This window comes from Micromonospora sp. AMSO1212t (assembly GCF_008868145.1).
GTDB lineage: Bacteria > Actinomycetota > Actinomycetes > Mycobacteriales > Micromonosporaceae > Micromonospora > Micromonospora tulbaghiae.
This window is the reverse complement of record NZ_WBKS01000121.1, coordinates 1-18,713: the sequence shown is the minus strand read 5'-3', so window position 1 is coordinate 18,713 and position 18,713 is coordinate 1. Positions and strand designations below refer to the sequence as shown.

Sequence of the window (18,713 nt, the reverse complement as noted above, 5' to 3'; positions counted from 1 at the left end):
GAGGAGTTCGGCTACCAGCTCGTCGTCCTCCATGGCGCCTGTGGGGTGGAAACCCAGAGACGTGTAGAGGGCGCCGGCGGGCTTGTTGTCAGGGTGGTAGCTCAGGCGGATCGGCTGGCCCGCCTCGGCGAGCCAGTCCGCGAGCGTCCGTACGGTGGCGCGGCCCAGGCCCCGGCCCTGCTCGGCGGCGTCGATCACCATGCCGCCGATCCAGCGCGACTCGTCGTCGTCCACGCCCCACATCACGTGTCCGACGACCGTCTCGTCGGCGTACACCGCGAGCGAGTTCCAGACGTCCGAGCGCTCGGTGAGAAGCAGGTAGCGGGCGGCCAGTGCGGCCACGAAGGCACGCTGGTCGTCGTGCGGCGCGACGTCCGCCACCGCCCGCCAGTTGTCGTCGTCCACCGGGCGCAGCGTCACCCGGCGGCCGGTGCGGTCGGAGTGTCCAGAATCGATCATGAAAGCAGCCTAGGTCTGCGCCACCGACCAGGCAAAACGGTTTCCCGCAGCAGGCCGGGGCGCGGTGCGCGGCACCCGCTGCGGGTCAGTCGAGCAGGGCGTCCAGGCCGACGGTCAGACCGGGCCGGCGACCCACCTCCCGGACCGCGAGCAGCACGCCGGGCATGAACGACACCCGGTCGTACGAGTCGTGCCGGATGGTGAGCGTCTCACCGGTGGTGCCGAACAGCACCTCCTGATGGGCGACCAGGCCGGTGGCGCGTACCGCGTGCACGCGTACCCCGTCGATGTCGGCACCGCGGGCGCCGGCCACCTCGTCACGGGTGGCGTCCGGCGCGGGCCCGAGGCCGGCGTCGGCGCGGGCGGCGGCGATCAGCCGGGCGGTGTGGGTGGCGGTGCCGCTCGGCGCGTCCAGCTTGCGCGGGTGGTGCTGCTCGATGATCTCGACGGACTCGAAGTGCCGGGCGGCGCGCGCCGCGAACTGCATCATCAGCACCGCGCCGATGCCGAAGTTGGGGGCGATCACCACGCCCACGCCGGGCCGCCCGGACAACCACTCGCGCACCTGGGCGAGCCGCTGCTCGGTGAAGCCGGTGGTGCCGACCACCGCGTGCACGCCGTTCTCGACGCACCAGCGCAGGTTGTCCATGACCGCGTCGGGGGTGGTGAAGTCGACGACCACCCCGGCGCCCGCCTGCGCCACCGCGTCCAGGTCGTCGCCCTGGTCGACGGCCGCGACCAGCTCCAGGTCGGAGGCGGAGTCGACCGCCTTGCAGACCTCCATGCCCATCCGGCCCCGGGCGCCCAGCACGCCGACCCGGGCCACCGCGTTCTGCTGCTCAGTCACGGGCCACAACCTATCCCAGCCCGCACGACGCGGTCCGGCGGACCGCACCGCCGCCCGGCATCCGGCGGACCGGGCCGTCGCTCAACGGTCGACGGTGAAGCTGCCCTCGTCGAACGGGCCGACGACGGCAAGCGACATCGGCCGGCCGAGCAGCTCGGCGGCGAGCGCGTTCACGTCCGCGAGCGTCACCGCGTCCACCCGCGCCAGCAGGTCGTCCACCGGCATCAGGTTGCCGTAGAGCAGCTCCCCCTTGGCGAGCCGGCTCATCCGCGAGCCGGTGTCCTCCAGCCCGAGCACGAACGAGCCCTTGCTCATCCCCTTGCCCCGGGCCAGCTCCGCCTCGGTGATCCCCTCGGCGGCCACCCGCGCCAGCTCGGCGCGGGTCAGGTCCAGCACCTCGTCCACCTTGCCCGGCGCGCAACCCGCGTAGACGGCGAACACGCCGCTGTCGGCGTACTGGCTGGCGTAGGAGTAGACCGAGTACGCCAGCCCGCGCTGCTCCCGGATCTCCTGGAACAGCCGGCTGGACATGCCGCCGCCGAGCACGTTGTTCAGCACGCCGAGGGCGAACCGCCGGTCGTCGGTGCGGTCGATGCCCGGGCAGCCGAGGATGACGTGCGCCTGCTCGGTCTCCTTCGGCTCGACCAGCGTGGTGGCCGGCTTGGTGCGTACCGTCGGGGTGGCCCGGCGGTGCGGCGCCGGCGACGCCGGGTCGGTGTCCAGCGGGGTGCCGCGCAGCGCCTGCCGGACCAGCCTGACCACGGCGGCGTGGTCGAGGTTCCCGGCGGCGGCGATCACGATCTGCGGCGCCGTGTAGCGGCGGCGGTAGAAGCCCTGGATCTGCCGGCGGGTCATCGGCGTGACCGTCTCCTCCGTGCCGGAGATGAGCCGGCCCAGCGGGTGGTCGCCGTAGACGGCGCGGGCGAACAGGTCGTGCACCTCGTCGCCGGGCTCGTCGTCGTGCATGGCGATCTCTTCGAGGATGACGCCGCGTTCGGTCTCCACGTCGGGGGCGGCCAGCACCGAGTCGGCGACCAGGTCGCACATGACGTCGATGGCGAGCGGCAGGTCCTCGTCCAGCACCCGCGCGTAGTAGCAGGTGTATTCCTTCGTGGTGAAGGCGTTGGTCTCGCCGCCCACGGCCTCGATCTGCGCCGAGATCTCCAACGCGCTGCGCTTGTTGGTGCCCTTGAACAGCAGGTGCTCCAGGAAGTGCGCGGCACCGGCCTGCGAGCCGGTCTCGTCGCGCGAGCCGACAGCCACCCAGATGCCGAACGACACGCTGCGCATCGCCGGGATCGCCTCGGTGAGCACCCGCAGCCCGCTGGGGAGCACGGTACGGCGGACGGTGCCGCCGAGCGGGTCGTCGCTGAGCGTCCGGGTGACCGCGCGGGCCGCCGCACCGGGTCCGGTCGGCGCCACCCCCCGTCCCGTCGAGGCGACTGACGAACTCACGAGAACCTGCTCTCCGGATGACGAGGAACGGCGGGACGTACGACGGCTCCAGCTCGCGCACGCGACCTGGAGCCGTGGGCCGGCCCGGGTGACGCGGACGTCACCCGGGCCGGTCGGTTGATCAGCTGTGCCGGGTCCGGCGACGCGGACGGGACTCGCCGCCGCCCTCGCCACCCTCGGAACGGCGCTCGCCACCCTCGGAACGGCGCTCGCCACCCTCGGAACGGCGCTCGCCACCCCGGTCACCGCGGTCACGCGGGCCGCGGTCGCCGCCGCGGTCCCGGCCGCCCGAGGGACGCTCGCCACCGGCGGCCTCACCGGCGGCCGGCGCCTCGGCGCCCTCCGGACGGATCTTGTCCAGGTAGATCTTGCCGCGGGCGTCGATGTCCGCGATTTCCACCTCGACCTTGTCGCCGACGTTGAGGTAGTCCTCGACCTTGTCGACCCGCTTGCCGTCGCCCACCTTGGAGATGTGCAGCAGGCCGTCGCGGCCCGGCAGCAGCGAGATGAAGGCGCCGAACGCGGCGGTCTTCACGACGGTGCCGAGGAACCGCTCGCCCGTCTTCGGCAGGGTCGGGTTGGCGATCCCGTTGATCCGCTCGACCGCCGCCTGGGCGGCCGGGCCGTTCGTCGCGCCGACGTAGATGGTGCCGTCGTCCTCGATGGAGATCTCGGCGCCGGTCTCGTCCTGGATCGCGTTGATGGTCTGACCCTTCGGGCCGATCACCATGCCGATCTTGTCGACCGGGATCTTGACGGTGGTCACCCGCGGCGCGTAGTCCGACATCTCGGCCGGCGCCTCGATGGCCCGCTGCATCACGTCGAGGATGGTCTGCCGGGCCTCGTGCGCCTGCTGGAGCGCGGCGGCCAGCACGTCCGACGGGATGCCGTCCAGCTTGGTGTCGAGCTGGAGCGCGGTGACGAAGTCCCGGGTGCCGGCGACCTTGAAGTCCATGTCGCCGAACGCGTCCTCGGCGCCGAGGATGTCGGTGAGCGTCACGTACTGGGTCTTGCCGTCGACCTCGTCGGAGATGAGGCCCATGGCGATGCCGGCGACCGGCGCCTTCAGCGGCACACCGGCCGAGAGCAGGCCCAGCGTCGAGGCGCAGACCGAACCCATCGAGGTGGAGCCGTTGGAGCCGAGCGCCTCGGAGACCTGCCGGATGGCGTAGGGGAACTCCTCGCGCGAGGGCAGCACCGGAATCAGCGCCCGCTCGGCGAGCGCGCCGTGGCCGATCTCGCGCCGCTTCGGCGAGCCGACCCGGCCGGTCTCACCGGTCGAGTACGGCGGGAAGTTGTAGTTGTGCATGTAGCGCTTGCGGTTCTCCGGGGACAGCGTGTCCACCATCTGCTCCATGCGCAGCATGTTCAGCGTGGTGACGCCCAGGATCTGGGTCTCGCCGCGCTCGAACAGCGCCGAGCCGTGCACCCGCGGCAGCACGCCGACCTCGGCGGTCAGCGGACGGATGTCACGCGGGCCGCGGCCGTCGATGCGGACCTGCTCGCGCAGCACCCGGTTGCGGACCTCGGACTTGGTCAGCGAACGGAACGCGGCGGAGAGCTCCTTCTCCCGGCCCTCGAAGCGGCCGGTCAGCTGCTCGGCGACCTTGGCCTTGATGCGGTCCAGGGCCTCCTCGCGGTCGGCCTTGCCGGCGATCTTCAGCGCCTCGGCGACGTCGGCGCGGGCCACGTCGGCCACCGCGTCGTACACGTCGTCCTGGTAGTCCAGGAAGATCGGGAACTCGGCGACCGGCTTGGCGGCCACCTCGGCCAGCTCGCTCTGCGCCCGGCACAGCTCACGGATGGCCGGCTTGGCGGCCTCCAGGCCGCTGGCCACGATCTCCTCGGTCGGCGCGGTGGCGCCGCCCGAGATCAGGGCCACGGCGTTCGGGGTGGCCTCGGCCTCGACCATCATGATCGCGACCTCGCCGTCGGCCAGGGTGCGGCCGGCCACGACCATGTCGAAGGTGGCCCGCTCCAGCTCCTCCAGCGTCGGGAAGGCGACCCACTGGCCGTCGACGTTCGCGACCCGGGTCGCGCCGATCGGGCCGGAGAACGGCAGGCCGGAGAGCTTGGTCGACATCGACGCGGCGTTGATCGCCACCACGTCGTACGGGTGCTGCGGGTCGAGCGCCAGGACGGTCTCGACGACCTGGACCTCGTTGCGCAGGCCCTTCACGAACGACGGGCGCAGCGGCCGGTCGATCAGCCGGCAGGTGAGGATGGCGTCCTCGCTGGGCCGGCCCTCGCGGCGGAAGAACGAGCCGGGGATCCGGCCCGCGGCGTACATCCGCTCCTCGACGTCCACCGTCAGCGGGAAGAAGTCGAACGACTCGCGCGGCTGCTTGCCGGCCGTGGTCGCGGAGAGGACGACCGTCTCGCCGAGCTGGGCGACGACGGAGCCGGCGGCCTGGCGGGCCAGGCGGCCGGTGGAGAAGGTGATCTCGCGGGTGCCGAAGGCCCCGTTGTCGATCACCGCGGTGCGGGATTCGGTGCCGAGGTTGGTCTCGGTCATGTGCTGTGGTGCTCCTTCGCGTCGTCGGCCGACGACACGGGAACTGCTCAGGCGGCCGGTCTTCGATCGAAGCGCCCGGGGAGGCCGGCGTCGTGCCGGGGTTCCCGGGGGCCACTACCGGAGACCGGTGCTGACCGGCTCCCTCTTCGGGTGTCGCGCGGCCGGGTTCTTCGGTGGTACTGCAACGGGGGAGCAGCCAGGCGGCCACTCCCCCGTCAGGTCATCGGCGCAGGCCGAGCCGCTCGATGAGCGACCGGTAGCGGTTGATGTCCTTCTTCTGGACGTAGTTCAGCAGCCGGCGGCGCCGGCCGACCAGCAGCAGCAGCCCACGGCGGCTGTGGTGGTCGTGCTTGTGCACCTTCAGGTGCTCGGTGAGCTCAGCGATCCGCTTGGTCAGGACCGCGACCTGCACCTCGGGCGAGCCGGTGTCGCCCTCGGCGGTCGCGTACTCCTGGCGGATCTTGGCCTTGGCTTCCTGGTCGAGCGCCATGTTCTCCCTGTTTCGTGGGTCATTCGATGAGGTCCGGAGCGGTCGTGGTGACCGGTGCAACGGACCGGTTCCTCGCACCCGCGGCGTCGTGCAGGCACGCGAGGCCCCCGTCGGTCAGCCGACGTCTCCGTCAGCCTACCAGCCCTCGGGCCGGACGGCCGGTCAAGGTGGCCCCGAGCGGGTCAGAGCACCGCCCGGCGGGTGCGCTCCACGTCCTCGGCCATCTGGGCCACCAGCGGTTCGATCGCGTCGTATGTCCGCTGCTCACGCAGGTGCGCCACGAAGTCCAGGGCCAGCCGCTCGCCGTACAGGTCGCCGCTGAAGTCCAGCGCGTACGCCTCCACCCGCCGCTCCCGGCCGGAGAACGTCGGGTTGGTGCCGATCGACACGGCCGCCGCCAGCGGTTCGCCGTCGCGGCGCACCAGACGGGCCGCGTAGACACCGTCGGCCGGCACCGCCGCGTACCTGTGGGTCAGCAGGTTGGCGGTGGGGTAACCCAGCTCACGCCCACGCTGGTCGCCGCGGACCACCACGCCCTCGACCCGGTGCGGACGGCCGAGCGCCGCGGCCGCCGCGCCCACGTCGCCCGCGTCGACGCAGGACCGGATGTACGTGGAGGAGAAGACGGTCCCCGCCTCGGCGACCAGCGGCGCCCCCTCGACCGCGAAACCGAAGGTACGGCCCAGCCGCTCCAGCAGCGGCACGTCACCCGCGGCCCGGTGCCCGAAGCGGAAGTTGTCGCCGACCACCACCAGCGCGGCGTGCAGGTGCGCGACCAGGACGTCGTGCACGAACGCCTCGGGTGGCAGCCGGGAGAACTCGACTGTGAACGGCACCACGCAGAGCACGTCCACGCCGAGCGCCTCGATCAGCTCGGCCTTGCGCGCCGGCTCGGTCAGTACCGCCGGGTGCGAGCCGGGTCGCACCACCTCGGCCGGGTGCGGGTCGAACGTCACCACCACCGACTTGACGCCCAGCTCCCGGGCGCGCGCCACGGCGTGACCGATGGTGGCCTGGTGCCCCCGGTGCACGCCGTCGAAGACGCCGATCGTGACCACCGAGCGTCCCCAGCCGCCGGGTGCCGCCTCGTACCCCCGCCACCGCTGCATGCCGTTCCTCCCCCTGTCCGCCCGCGCGCCGTTCAGGCCGGGGCGAGCACGATCTCCGCGCGGGCCCGACCGTCCCGCTCGCTGACGATAGCGATCAGCCCGCCCGCCGGGTCGAAGACGGCGTACGGCCCGGTGATGCCGGCCGGGGCCAGCGGCCCGCCGTGGGACAGCACCCGGGTCTCGTCGGCGGTGGCGTCCCGGCGCGGGAAGAACCGCGCGGCGGCGGCGTCCAGCGGCAGGTTCACCACGTCCGGCGCGCGCTCCTCGAGCTGGTCGAGCGTGGCCGCCTCGGCCAGCGTGAACCCGCCCACAGCGGTCCGGCGCAGCGCGGTGAGGTGACCGCCGACGCCGAGGGCGGCGCCCGCGTCGCGGGCCAGCGCCCGGATGTACGTCCCGGACGAGCAGGTCACGTCCACGTCGACGTCGACCACGTCCGGGGCGTCCCGGCGGATCGCCAGCACGTCCAGCCGCGACACGGTGACCCGGCGGGCGGGCAGTTCGACGGTCTCGCCGTCGCGGACCCGCTTGTACGCCCGCTGGCCGTTGATCTTGATGGCGCTCACCGCGCTCGGCACCTGGTCGATCTCGCCGGTCAGGGCGGCCAGCGCGGCGCGTACTCCGTCGTCGGTGACCGCGCCGGCCGGGGTGGTCGCGACCACCTCGCCCTCGGCGTCGTCGGTGACGGTGGTCTGCCCCAGCCGGATCGTCGCGGCGTAGCTCTTGCCGGCGCCGATCACGTACGTGAGCAGCCGGGTCGCCCGGCCCACCCCGATCACCAGGACGCCGGTGGCCATCGGGTCGAGCGTGCCGCCGTGGCCCACGCGGCGGGTACGCGCCAGCCGCCGGATGCGGGCCACGACGTCGTGCGACGTCATGCCGCCGGGCTTGTCGACCACGATCAGACCGTCTGTGCTCACGACCGCCAAGCCTGCCAGACGGCGCTGATCGGCCCTGCGGGGGATACCGCCCAGCTTCGGCGGGGTGTCAAGATCGTGCGCCCCCGACCCGTCTGCCCGGGAAGTCCGATGACCGATCACCGCTCCGCCCCCGCCCCCTACCCCACCGGCCACTCGCCGGAGGACGAGCTGGGACGGGTACCCGAGTGGCTGCGCCGGCCCGCGCCCGAGGTGGAGCCGGGCCGCGGCGACCGCCTGCGGATCGCGCTCGGCGGGCACTCCGGCAAGCTGCTCGGCGGCGTGGTCGTGCTGGCGCTGCTCGCGTTCTTCGGGCTCGTCGGGGGCCTCGGTTACCAGGGCTTCCAGCGCTGGCGCGAGCCGGCTGCCGAGCACCCGACGGTCGGTCTGCCGATCGGTGAGCAGGCGTCCTCGTCGGCCTCGCCGCCACCGGCCGCCGGTCCGTTCGACAGCACCCCGGCGGCCGGGTTCCCGGAGGGTGCGGCGGGGATCGCGCTGCCCCGGGCCAAGCGGACCGGCCCGTTCACCGAGAAGCAGGTGGCCGACACGCTGGCCAAGGTACGCAAGGCGCTGATCACCGCCCGGCTCGACCGCACGTTCTTCACCGCGAAGGACCCGGAGCGGCTTGTCCGCCAGTTCGCCCCGGACGCGCGGGCCGGCGTGCGCGACGACTTCCCCACCGGCGAGGCGGGCACCTACGCGACCCGGCTCGCTCCCGGGGCCCGGCTCACCGACGACCAGCCCCGGGTCAAGGGCCGAATCAGCTACCGGGCGACGAAGGACCGGGACGGCATCCGCATCCTGGAGGTGACCACGAACTTCGTCTGGGCGTACGCGTTCCCCACCACCAGCCCCACCCCGGGCGACGGCGTCCTGGTGGTCCACGACACGGTGAAGTGGAGCACCCCGCACCCGGCCGACGTGACCACCGCCTCCGCCGGGCTGTGGATCGAGCGTGCCGACTCGTACACCTCCAACATCGACTGCGCCGCGCTGGACAAGGGCCTGCTCGCGCTCGGCAAGCCCTCGTTCGGCGGGCCGGCCGACCCGGACCCGGACGCGGTCTTCGACCCGGACAAGACCGTCGACCTGCCGGACACCTGCTGACCGGCCCGCCACGCCACCCCGCCTCACGACCGGAGCCGCCGATGAGCGACGTCCCGCCCGGACCGCCGCCCCACCGCGCCCGGGTCGACCTGCCGGACTGGATGCGCAATCCGGAACCGCCCCGCCGCACCCTGGGCCGCCGCCTGTCCGGCCTGGTCGACGGGATACCGGCGCTGGCGGCGGCCCGCCGCCGGATGTGGACCTGGCAGGGACGGACCCGGTTCGGGGAGCGGCACCCGGCCCTCGCCGCGATCGGGTCCTTCGTGTTCGTCCTGGTGACCGCGACGCTGCTGATCGTCGGCATGTTCTACCTCGCGTGGGCGATCCGGCAGGGGCGGATCTGACCGGCACGGAACGGGACAGCGGGATCGGCGGCCGGGTGCAATGATCATGCGCCCCCTGCCCTGCACCCCCTCTGGAATGCCGCATGAGCACCGAACCCGGGACCACCGGACCCGAGCCGGATCCCTACGCCGTCGCCTCCCGGGGCGAGGAGATCCGGCTGCCGGGCTGGATGACCGGCGCGGACGCGGACATCCCGCTGACCCGTGCCGAGCGCTTCCGCATGGTCTGGTCCCGGCAGCGCGGCAAGCGCCACGTCGCCTTCGTGGTGGTGCTCGCCCTGGTGCTGATCGGCGGCACGGCCGTGCTCGGCCGGGTCACCGTCGACCGCGTACGGTCCGGCACCGCCGCCGCGGCCTCGGCCGAGGCCAGCCCGTCTCCGGCTCCGCTCAGCCAGGTGGGCGAGCCGCGCGACCTGTTCGTGGGCACCGCCGGTGCGGACTTCGCGGTGGGTGAGGGCGGGATCGTCCTGCCGCCGGCCAAGGCGCAGCCGCCGTTCACCGCCCGCGAGGTGGCCGCGGCGCTGACCCAGGTCCGGGCCGCGCTGGTCCAGGCCCGGCTCGGCCTTCCCATGCGCGTGGGTGACGCGGAGCCGTTCCTGGCGCTGCTGGCGCCGGACTCCCGCACCCAGTTGCGTCGGCACTTCGACGACCAGTCGTTCGTGCACTACGCCACCCGGATCGACTCCCAGGCCGACGTGGACGAGATCCGGGTCCGGGGCGAGATGAGCTACGAGGTGTTCACCGCCGAGCACGGCGAACCCAGCCTGCGGATCACCACCAAGTACGTCTGGATGTACGCGTTCGACATCCCGCGGACGACGCCGGGCCCGGCGGGGATCGCCAGCATCCGCGACCAGGTGGTCTGGGAAATCTTCCAGCCCGAGGATCTGCCGGCGACGCAACGCGGCCTCTGGCTGATCTCCGCGAAGTCGAGCACGAACAACGTCAACTGTTCCCGGCTGGAGGAGGGCTTCTTCACGGTCGAGCCGTGGATGGGCGGTCCCGGTTCGTTCAAGCCCTGCTGACCGGCGTCAGCGGACCGCGCCGACCACCGCCCACGCGCCCGAGCGCATCCGCAGCAGCAGGCCGACCAGCCGCAGCACCACGAACAGCATCAGCCCGGCCCAGATCCCGCCCAGCCCGAGGTCGAGCCCGTAGGCCAGCCAGATCGCCGGCAGGAACCCGCCGAACGCGCACACGATGGTGAGGTTGCGCAGGTAGCGCACGTCGCCCGCGCCGATCAGCACCCCGTCGAGCGCGAACACCACGCCGCCGATCGGCTGGAGCGCGACGAACCAGGGCCAGGCCGTCATGGCCTGCTCGCGTACCTGCGGATCGGAGCTGAACCACGACGGCACCACGCCGGCGCCGGCGGCGATCAGCACCGCGAAGGCCACGCCGCACAGGCCGCCGAGCAGCGCGACGCGGCGGGCCAGGAACCGCGCGCCGGCCGCGTCGCCGGCGCCGAGCGCGGCGCCGACCAGCGACTGCGCGGCGATGGCCAGCGCGTCGAGCACCAGCGCCGTGAAGAACCACAGCTGTACGGCGATCTGGTGCGCGCCGACCGCGGCGGCGCCGAAGCGGGCCGCGACGGCCGTCGCGGACAGGAAGCTGGCCTGGAACGCGACGCCCCGCACGAGCAGGTCCCGGCTGAGCACGAGCTGCTGCCCGATCACCCGGGGCCGGGGCCGCAGCGAGACCCGCTCACGCACGAGCGCCGCCGCGAACAGCACCCCGGAAAGCGTCTGCGCGATCGCGTTCGCCACCGCGGAGCCGACCAGGCCGAGTCCGGCCGGATAGACCAGCAGCGGGCAGAGCAGCGCGGAGAGCAGGTTCGGGCCGAGCACGAACAGCAGTGGGCGGCGGGTGTCCTGGATGCCGCGTAGCCAGCCGTTGCCGGCGGCGGCGAGCAGCAGGCCGGGCGCGCCGAGCGCCGCGATCCGCAGCCATCCGGCGGCGGCGTCGGCCACCTCGCCGGGGCCGCCGACGAGGGTACGCGCCAGCGCGCCGCCGCCGATGCCGATGGCGACCGCCACCAGCACTCCGGTGGCGAGCGCGAGCCAGGACGCCTGGACGCCCTCGGCCACCGCGGCGGCCCGGTCCCCCGCCCCGAACCGGCGGGCCGAGCGGCCCGTGGTGCCGTACGCGACGACGGTACCGACCCAGGCGGTGAGCGTCATGACCGTGCCGCCGACGGCCAGCGCGGCCAGCGGCACCCGGCCGAGATGACCGACCACCGCGGTGTCGACCAGGACGTAGAGCGGCTCGGCGGCCAGCACCACGAGGGCGGGCAGCGCGAGCGTGGCGATCCGCCGCGGCGAGGCGGTGACGGCGGGGGCGGCAGTGGTGCTCATCGCCGCCGATCCTGGCACGCTCTCGGTAAGGCCCGCAAGGCAGGGGGCTACTTACTTACGTCGGCCAGGAACCGGGCCGTGTCACGGTGCCCGCGCAGACGGCGCACCGGCAGCCCGGGGGCGTGCTCGGACAGCGCGGCCAGCACCCGGGGCCGGGAGTCGCGGGGGTAACGCCAGACGTGGGGCAGGAAGTCGAGATCGAGCCGCTCCGGGCAGCCCTCGGGCCGGTCGGGGCGGGTCGCGGCACGATGTGCCCACCGGCGGCGGACGATCCGGACCAGGCAGCGCGGCCGGGAGGTGTCGCAGAGCACCAGCAGGTCGGCGCGGGGCAGCCGCAGGTCGAGCGTGCTCGCGTAGTTGCCGTCCATCACCCAGGCCGGGCGGGCGGCGAGCGCTGCCACCTCGGCGCGGAAGTCAGCCGGGGCGGAGGCGGTCCAGCCGGGGCGCCAGTAGTGCCGGTCGAGGTGGATCAGGGGAAGGTTGAGTCGCCGGGCCAGTTCACCGGCGAGCGTGCTCTTGCCGGCGCCTGAGCTGCCGACCACGAGGATGCGTCGCACCGGACGACGGTAGCGGCGTGCGGGGCGGCGATGCGCCCCGGGCGGCGGTGACGTCGGCGTCGGGCCGGGGTGTGGTCCTCGGGCCCGGCCGGCGTCACCGCCGGACGGCGTACGTCACTGACGGGTGTCCATCGAGGTCTGCAGCGCGCGGCGCATCTGCTCGCGCGCCTCGTCGGTGGTGGTCTCGGTCTGCGGCTTGCGCTTGCTGGGCATGTGAGGTCCTTCCAGGGTGCGGACCACCGGGACGTGGCGGTCCTACGGGCGCCCGGCGCTCCGGATCGGCGCGACAGCGAATCGCGCCGCGACCGGAAGTCGTCGGCGGCTGAGCGCCCGGCAGCGGTCCGGGATCACCGGAGCGGCTCGCCTGGCAGCGGGAGCCCGGGTCGGTCTGACCCTGGAGGGAGGCGAGGCCGGGTGCGGCACCACCGCCCGTGACCAGCGCCGCGAAGCGCCGGTCCCGCACCCAAATTAACGTTCACTTTCCAGATGCTGCCCACTGTTCCCGAAATGCGGAAAGATCAACGTCGTCGTCCCGGCCCGGCGAGGCGGTCAGCGGGCCAGGAAGTGCCAGCCCAGCCACCACCAGAAACCGAACAGACCGATCCGCCCGACCGGCACCGGGCCCACCTCGTACCGCATCACGAAGGCGCAGACATCGGCCAGCGACGGGATCCGCGACCCCTCCCGGCGCGCCGCCCACTCGACGACGGCGAACAGCACGATCGAGACTCCGAACCCGCCGATCGCCAGTGCCCGCATCATCGGCGCACCAGTCCCCAGAACGTGGACAGCCACGCGAACCAGGCCGCCGAGCGGGCCAGGTTGTCCTCCAGCAGCGGATCGGCCAGCCGGGAGAAGGTGGGGAAGTCGTCCCCCGCCGCCATCACGAAGGTCGCCCCCTCGAAGACCCCGAAGACTGTCACCGGGACCAGCCACCAGAGCGCGACCGACGGCAGCCGGCGCGGCGCCGGACGCCGGGGCACCCGGTTGCTCAGGCCGACCCAGATCAACCCCCCGCCGGTGGTGAGGATGTAGAGGTTGGCCGCGGTCGAGAAGGACGGAAGTTGACCGCCGACCAGAGAGAGGCAGATCAGCACCGGCACGGAGACGACCGGCCGGTCCCAGGCCCGGGGCGCCTCGACGGTGAGCTCACGGGGATGATCCATCACCCGATTGTCCCCAGCGTCACGTACGGCGGAAAGGCTGGCACGCCTCGTAATCGCTGGAAAAGCCGCCGATCAGGTCACAGCATCGATCGTCGCCGCACCTCGGCGCGGCGGAAATTTCGGCGCAATTCCGCTTCTAAGGGGCTACCAGCGTCGCGGTGGCGAGTTCGGCGCGGATCCGTCCGACCAGCTCGTCGAGCGCGCCCCGCCCGGTGAATCCGGCCGCGAACCGGTGCCCGCCACCGCCCAGCGCCACCGCCACCGCGCTCACGTCCACCGCGCCCTTGCTGCGCAGCGACACCGCCCACTCGGCCTCACCGGCCTGCTTGACCACGCAGCTCACGTCCGCCTCCTCGGTGCACCGGACCGAGTCGATCAGCGCCTCCAGCACGTACGCCGGCTGGTCGTGGCGGACCAGGTCGTCGCGGGTCGCGTACGTCCAGACGAGGCCGTGCCCGGCAGCGGCCGCCGGTTCCAGCGTGGCCCGGCCGAGCACCTCCCCGAAGAGACGGACCGCGCCGAACGGGCGGGTGTCGAAGATCCGCCGGGAGATGTCCCCGGGCCGGATGCCGGTGGCGACCAGGCGCGCGGCCATCTCGTGCACGGCCGGGGTGGTCGCCTCGAAACGGAACGAGCCGGTGTCGGTGGTGAGTGCGACGTACAGCCCGGTCGCCATCTCCGCGTCCAGCGTCACGCCGAGCCGGTCCAGCAGCTCCAGCGCGACCACGGAGGTGGCGGCGGCATGCGGGGCGACCAGGCTGATCCGGCCGAACCCGCTGTTCGAGGCGTGGTGATCGAGCACGAGCGACATGCCGGCCGTGTCCAGCCGGTCGACCAGGTCACCCAGCCGGGACTCGCTCGCCGCGTCGAAGCAGATCACCAGGTCCGGAGCCCGATACGCGTCGTCCTGCGGCACCAGCAGGTCCACCCCGGGCATCCACCGGAACGGCTCGGGCACCTCCGGCGGGCCGGGGAAGGTGGCCTGGAGATCGCGTACGCCGAGCCGGCGCAGGCCCAGCCCGAAGCCGAGCATGCTGCCCAGCGCGTCCCCGTCCGGGTTCACGTGGCAGATCAGCAGCACCCGCGCGTCGGTGGGGAGATCGCGTACCGCCGCGACGGCGGCCGCCCATTCGGTCTCGGTGGGCCCGGCCGGCGCGCCACCCGCGGCGGCCTCGGTCACCGGCGGTCGCCGGCGCGCGGCTCGTCGTCGCCCTCGTCGTCGCCCTCGTCCTCGGCCGAGGCGTCGTCGGCGTCCTCGTCGTCCTCCTCGACCCGGTACGGCTGGGCCTCGCCCGCGTACGAGGCCTGGGCGGCCAGCCGCTGCACCTCTGCGTCGGCGGTACGCGCGGCGGCCAGCAGGTCGTCGATGTGCTTGACCTGGTCCTGCACGTCGTCCAGGACGAAGGTGAGCGTCGGTGAGTGCCGCAGCCCGAGCGCCTTGCCGACGGTGCTGCGCAGCATCCCCTTGGCGCTTTCCAGCGCGGCGGCGGTGCTCGCCTGGGCCGCCGCGTCGCCGAGCACCGTGTAGAAGACGGTGGCGTCGCGCAGGTCGGCGGTGATCCGGGCGTCGGTGATCGTGATCATGCCGAGCCGGGGGTCCTTGATCTGGCTGCGCACCACCGACGCGACGAGTTCCCGGATGCGCTCCGCGTGCCGGCGAACCTTTGCCTGATCCGTCATGTCCCCCACCTCCGGGATCACCTTTACCCACGACGACGCCGGATCCCCGTGCGATCCGGCGTCGTCGGCCGGAGACGGCGGGCGCGTGGGCGCCGCCGGGTCCGACCGCCCAACGCTGAAGAACACTACCCGCGCCCGGCCGGCGCCCGCGCGGCACGGCCGGAGTGCCGCGCCGTCAGTCGTCCGCGCCGTGCAGGCGGCGGCGCACCGACAGCAGCTCGGTCTCCGGGCGGGCGGCGATCAGCCGCTCGCAGGAGTCGAGCACCTCGCGGACGTGAGCCGGCTCGGCGGCCACCACGGCCACCCCGATCTCCGCCCGGCCGTGCAGGTCCAGCGCCCCCACCTCGGCGGCGGAGACCTCGAACTTGCGCAGCGCGGCGACGATCGGCCGGACGTAGGACCGCTTGGCCTTCAGGGACCGGGAGTCACCCGGGAGCAACAGGTCGAACAGCGCGGTTCCGGTATACACGGCGAGCAACGGTACGCCGGGCGGCGCACCCCGGCACGCGATTAAGGCGCGACCGCCACCAGCACGTCCCGCTCGATCGCCTGGTCGACCCGGTGTGCGAAGTCACCGAAGCCGGGGCCGTCGAGCACCCGCAGCCCGGCGTCGGCCAGCACCGCCTCCGCCTGCGCCCGCGGCGCCACGTGCGTGTTCCAGGACAGCCCGAGCGCGCCACCCGGGCGCAGCAGCTCCCGCCACACCGGCACGGCGGCGGTGAGCAGCTCCAGCGGGCTGCGGGACAACCCCTGACCGGTACGGCTGCCGTGCGCCACCCCGTACGGCGCGTCGGTGACGATCACGTCGGCGCAGCGGGCGCGCAACGCCTCGCGGGCCCGGGTGGTGTCGGTGTTCAGCACTGTGATCCGCTGCGTGGCGCCGGCCCGGTGCTCGTCCCGCGACGGTGCGACGACGGCCTCGAACCGGCGGGCGACCAGCTTGCGGTCCCGGCGCACCGACGTCGACTCGGCGGTGTGCTTGAGCCGCTTGCGGCGCAGCCAGGTACGCAGGAACGCCGCGTACGCCTCCACGTCCTGACTGTCACGCTCGATGCCGATGCCGTCGTAGCCGTACATCAGCGCCTGGTTGAGCGTGGTGCCCCGGCCGCAGAGCGGGTCCAGCACCACCACCGGCCCGTCCAGCATCCGCGGCGCGGCGGCGGAGGCGAGCACAGTGACGTTGAGCAGCAGCCGGGTGAACTGCTCGTTGGTCTTACCGGCGTACTTGGGAATGGTGATCAGGTCGGAGTCGTACCGGGCCAGCGGACACAGCGGCACCGGCCGGAGCAGGTCCTCGCCCACCCGCTCGAACAGCGCGTACGCCGCCGACAGGTTCGCCAGGTGAGCCAGGTCCCGCCCGCCCAGCCCGGGTCCGTCCGTGGTGAACGTCAGGTACTCCACCCCGCCGATCCGGGTCACCTCCGCGTCGGCCGGTACGACGTCGAGCACGCCGGACCCGGCGAACACGGCCAGTTCGGCACGCGCAAGCCGGGCCGCCGCGTCGGCGTAGACGCGGTTGGCGGAGGGGGCGAGGAGCAGCGCATACCGGATCACGCCGGAGATTGTCGCAGCCTGCGGAAACGGCGACGGCCGGGGCCCGAAGGCCCCGGCCGCCGGCCGGTCGTACGCGTGGTTCTCAAGCGCGCGGCTTCTCGCGCATCTCGAACGTCTCGATGACGTCGCCGACCTGGACGTTGTTGTAGCCGCCCAGCGTCAGACCACACTCGAAGCCCTCGCGGACCTCGGTCGCGTCGTCCTTGAACCGCTTCAAGGAGCTGATCGTGAGGTTGTCCGCCACGACCGCCCCGTCCCGCAGCAGCCGCGCCTTGGCGTTGCGGCGGATGAGGCCGGACCGGACGATACAGCCGGAGATGTTGCCGATCTTGGACGAGCGGAAGACGTCGCGGATCTCCGCGGTGCCCAGCTCGACCTCCTCGTACTCCGGCTTGAGCAGGCCCTTGAGCGCGGCGTCGATCTCCTCGATGGCCTGGTAGATGACGGTGTAGTACCGGATCTCCACGCCCTCGCGGTCGGCCATCTCGCGGACCTTGTTCGAGGCCCGCACGTTGAAGCCGATGATCGTGACCGCCTCGGACGAGGCGCTCGCGAGCATGACGTCGCTCTCGGTGATCGCGCCCACGCCCCGGTGGATGATCCGAAGCTGGACCTCCTCCGGGATGTCGAGGTTGAACAGCGCGTCCTCGAGCGCCTCCACGGAACCGGAGACGTCGCCCTTGAGCACCAGGTTGAGCGAGGTCTTCTCGCCCTCCTTGAGCTGCTCCATGAGCGTCTCGAGAGTGGCCCGGCCACGGGAGTTGGCGAACGACGCCGCCCGCCTCCGCGCCTGACGCTGCTCGGCGATCTGCCGCACGGTGCGGTCGTCCTCGGCGGCCAGGAAGGTGTCACCCGCACCCGGCACCGTGGTCAGACCCAGCACCATGACCGGACGCGCCGGACCGGCCGAATCGACCGGCTTGCCGTTCTCGTCCAGCATGGCCCGCACGCGGCCGTGCGCCCCACCGGCGACGATCGAGTCACCGGCACGCAGGGTGCCCTTCTGCACCAGCACGGTCGCCACCGCGCCACGGCCCTTGTCCAGGTGCGCCTCGATCGCGACACCCTGCGCCGGCCCGTCGATCGGAGCGGTCAGCTCCAGCGACGCGTCGGCGGTCAGCAGCACGGCCTCGAGCAGTTCCTCGATGCCGATGCCGGGCTTGGCCGCCACGTTGACGAACATGGTGTCGCCGCCGTACTCCTCGGCGACCAGGCCGTACTCGGTCAGCTGCTGGCGGACCTTGTCCGGGTTCGCCTCGGGCTTGTCGACCTTGTTGACCGCGACCACGATCGGCACGTCCGCCGCCTTGGCGTGGTTGAGCGCCTCGATGGTCTGCGGCATGACGCCGTCGTCGGCCGCGACCACCAGGATCACGATGTCCGTGACCTGGGCACCACGGGCACGCATGGCGGTGAACGCCTCGTGACCCGGGGTGTCGATGAACGTCACCGCGCGGTCCTCGCCCTCGTGCGGGACGTGGACCTGGTAGGCGCCGATGTGCTGGGTGATGCCACCCGCCTCGCCGGCCACCACGTTCGCCTTGCGGATCGCGTCGAGCAGCTTGGTCTTACCGTGGTCGACGTGACCCATGACGGTCACCACCGGCGCACGGCTGACCAGGCGGTCCGCCGCGACCTCGGCGTCGAGGTCGATGTTGAACTGCGCGAGCAGCTCGCGGTCCTCGTCCTCCGGGCTGACGATCTGCACGTCGAAGCCGAGGTGCTCACCCAGCAGCTGCAGGGTCTCGTCGGAGCACGACTGGGTCGCCGTCACCATCTCGCCCAGGTTGAACATCTCCTGGACCAGCGAACCCGGGTTGGCGTTGATCTTGTCGGCGAAGTCCGACAGCGAGGCGCCACGGGACAACCGGACGACCTGACCCTGACCGCGGGGCGCGCCCGAGGACATGGTCGGGGCCGACAGGTTGTCGAACTCCTGTCTGCGCTGCTTCTTGGACTTGCGACCGCGGGTCGGCCGGCCGCCCGGACGCCCGAAGGCACCCGCCGCGCCACCGCCACGGCCACGGCCGCCGCCGCCGGGACGGCCACCGCCGCCGACCGGACCACCCGGACGGAAACCACCGCCGGGAGCACCGCCACCGCCGCCGGGACCGCCGCGGTAGCCACCGCCACCGCCGCCGCCACCACCGGGTCCGCCGCGG

At 73.1% G+C, this 18,713-nt stretch carries 19 protein-coding genes; 3 read left to right on the top strand and 16 right to left on the bottom strand.

Annotation, left to right across the window (positions count from 1 at the left end):
• The 7 genes from F8279_RS24040 to truB form a co-directional block, all read right to left on the bottom strand.
• Positions 1 to 459, bottom strand: a 459-nt coding sequence (locus tag F8279_RS24040) for a GNAT family N-acetyltransferase (RefSeq protein ID WP_151501150.1), incomplete at its 3' end; no start/stop codon positions are given.
• Between the two features lie 85 nt (positions 460 to 544).
• A complete protein-coding gene (gene dapB / locus F8279_RS24035; RefSeq protein ID WP_091419744.1) occupies positions 545 to 1,306 on the bottom strand; it encodes a 4-hydroxy-tetrahydrodipicolinate reductase in 762 nt (253 codons plus the stop codon).
• Positions 1,307 to 1,387: 81 nt separating this feature from the next.
• Complete coding sequence (locus tag F8279_RS24030; protein WP_225853393.1) at positions 1,388 to 2,728, bottom strand: pitrilysin family protein; 1,341 nt, start codon at positions 2,726 to 2,728, stop codon at positions 1,388 to 1,390.
• A 154-nt stretch (positions 2,729 to 2,882) separates the two neighbouring features.
• Positions 2,883 to 5,276, bottom strand: a complete 2,394-nt coding sequence (locus tag F8279_RS24025; protein ID WP_151501148.1) for a polyribonucleotide nucleotidyltransferase — start codon at positions 5,274 to 5,276, stop codon at positions 2,883 to 2,885.
• 220 nt (positions 5,277 to 5,496) lie between these two features.
• Positions 5,497 to 5,766 (bottom strand): 30S ribosomal protein S15, encoded by a 270-nt coding sequence (gene rpsO / locus F8279_RS24020; RefSeq protein WP_013284678.1) that lies wholly within the window; start codon positions 5,764 to 5,766, stop codon positions 5,497 to 5,499.
• A gap of 182 nt (positions 5,767 to 5,948) precedes the next feature.
• The gene (locus F8279_RS24015) at positions 5,949 to 6,875 is read right to left on the bottom strand and encodes a bifunctional riboflavin kinase/FAD synthetase (protein WP_091419740.1); all 927 of its coding nucleotides are present in this window, start codon (positions 6,873 to 6,875) and stop codon (positions 5,949 to 5,951) included.
• A gap of 32 nt (positions 6,876 to 6,907) precedes the next feature.
• Complete coding sequence (truB, locus tag F8279_RS24010; protein ID WP_091419739.1) at positions 6,908 to 7,792, bottom strand: tRNA pseudouridine(55) synthase TruB; 885 nt, start codon at positions 7,790 to 7,792, stop codon at positions 6,908 to 6,910.
• Positions 7,793 to 7,900: 108 nt separating this feature from the next.
• Here truB and F8279_RS24005 point away from each other — a divergent pair, with 108 nt between their 5' ends.
• The 3 genes from F8279_RS24005 to F8279_RS23995 all read left to right on the top strand — a co-directional run bounded on the left by F8279_RS24005 (position 7,901) and on the right by F8279_RS23995 (position 10,265).
• The gene (locus F8279_RS24005) at positions 7,901 to 8,896 is read left to right on the top strand and encodes a hypothetical protein (protein WP_151501147.1); all 996 of its coding nucleotides are present in this window, start codon (positions 7,901 to 7,903) and stop codon (positions 8,894 to 8,896) included.
• Positions 8,897 to 8,937: 41 nt separating this feature from the next.
• Positions 8,938 to 9,240, top strand: coding sequence for a hypothetical protein (locus F8279_RS24000; protein ID WP_151501146.1), 303 nt, complete (start codon positions 8,938 to 8,940; stop codon positions 9,238 to 9,240).
• Positions 9,241 to 9,323: 83 nt separating this feature from the next.
• On the top strand, positions 9,324 to 10,265 hold the full coding sequence (locus tag F8279_RS23995) for a hypothetical protein (protein ID WP_151501145.1): 942 nt from the start codon (positions 9,324 to 9,326) through the stop codon (positions 10,263 to 10,265).
• Between the two features lie 6 nt (positions 10,266 to 10,271).
• On the opposite strand, the gene F8279_RS23990 is transcribed toward F8279_RS23995, so the two are convergent.
• The 9 genes from F8279_RS23990 to infB all read right to left on the bottom strand — a co-directional run.
• Positions 10,272 to 11,594, bottom strand: coding sequence for an MATE family efflux transporter (locus tag F8279_RS23990; protein WP_151501144.1), 1,323 nt, complete (start codon positions 11,592 to 11,594; stop codon positions 10,272 to 10,274).
• 47 nt (positions 11,595 to 11,641) lie between these two features.
• Positions 11,642 to 12,151 (bottom strand): adenylate kinase, encoded by a 510-nt coding sequence (locus tag F8279_RS23985; protein ID WP_225853392.1) that lies wholly within the window; start codon positions 12,149 to 12,151, stop codon positions 11,642 to 11,644.
• Positions 12,152 to 12,700: 549 nt separating this feature from the next.
• Positions 12,701 to 12,910, bottom strand: a complete 210-nt coding sequence (locus F8279_RS23980) for a DUF6186 family protein (RefSeq protein ID WP_175438725.1) — start codon at positions 12,908 to 12,910, stop codon at positions 12,701 to 12,703.
• Complete coding sequence (locus F8279_RS23975) at positions 12,910 to 13,317, bottom strand: hypothetical protein (RefSeq protein ID WP_091419734.1); 408 nt, start codon at positions 13,315 to 13,317, stop codon at positions 12,910 to 12,912. Before F8279_RS23975 ends, F8279_RS23980 begins: the two co-directional genes overlap by 1 nt.
• Positions 13,318 to 13,453: 136 nt before the next feature.
• Positions 13,454 to 14,497 (bottom strand): bifunctional oligoribonuclease/PAP phosphatase NrnA, encoded by a 1,044-nt coding sequence (locus F8279_RS23970; RefSeq protein WP_151501143.1) that lies wholly within the window; start codon positions 14,495 to 14,497, stop codon positions 13,454 to 13,456.
• Positions 14,494 to 14,997 (bottom strand): 30S ribosome-binding factor RbfA, encoded by a 504-nt coding sequence (rbfA, locus tag F8279_RS23965; protein ID WP_151501142.1) that lies wholly within the window; start codon positions 14,995 to 14,997, stop codon positions 14,494 to 14,496. Before rbfA ends, F8279_RS23970 begins: the two co-directional genes overlap by 4 nt.
• 175 nt (positions 14,998 to 15,172) lie before the next feature.
• Positions 15,173 to 15,466: a DUF503 domain-containing protein gene (locus F8279_RS23960; RefSeq protein ID WP_091419731.1), complete on the bottom strand. Its 294-nt coding sequence runs from the start codon at positions 15,464 to 15,466 to the stop codon at positions 15,173 to 15,175.
• Positions 15,467 to 15,507: 41 nt separating this feature from the next.
• Positions 15,508 to 16,551 (bottom strand): TRM11 family methyltransferase, encoded by a 1,044-nt coding sequence (locus F8279_RS23955; RefSeq protein ID WP_091419730.1) that lies wholly within the window; start codon positions 16,549 to 16,551, stop codon positions 15,508 to 15,510.
• A gap of 82 nt (positions 16,552 to 16,633) precedes the next feature.
• Positions 16,634 to 18,713 (bottom strand): translation initiation factor IF-2 (infB, locus tag F8279_RS23950; RefSeq protein ID WP_151501141.1); only part of this gene is annotated, 2,080 nt, incomplete at its 5' end.